A 257-nucleotide genomic window follows, 5' to 3' on the forward strand; every position below is an offset into this window, starting at 1 on the left:
GCCCTGGCTTGCGATACACATCTGCGCCTTTCGCTTCTAATTGCTCGCAAAAAGCATAAATATCGTCAACTGCAAACGCAACGTGACCATACGCAGTACCCATATCGTACTCGTTATCGCCCCAGTTATAGGTTAACTCCAGTACGGCTTGTTCTGACTCGTCGGCATAGCCCACGAAAGCCAGTGTGTATTCGTATTCTTCGTTTACGCTTTTGCGCAGCAATTTCATGCCCATGGTATCGACGTAAAACGCCAAT

1 protein-coding gene is annotated in these 257 nt (G+C 47.9%); it reads right to left on the minus strand.

The window, feature by feature from the left end:
• A partial coding sequence (locus NLF92_RS13350; protein ID WP_432420235.1) for a VOC family protein occupies positions 1-256 on the minus strand: 256 nt, incomplete at its 3' end.
• Position 257: the final 1 nt, after the last annotated feature.

This window comes from Opacimonas viscosa, assembly GCF_024199005.1.
In the GTDB taxonomy this organism is placed as follows: domain Bacteria; phylum Pseudomonadota; class Gammaproteobacteria; order Enterobacterales; family Alteromonadaceae; genus Opacimonas; species Opacimonas viscosa.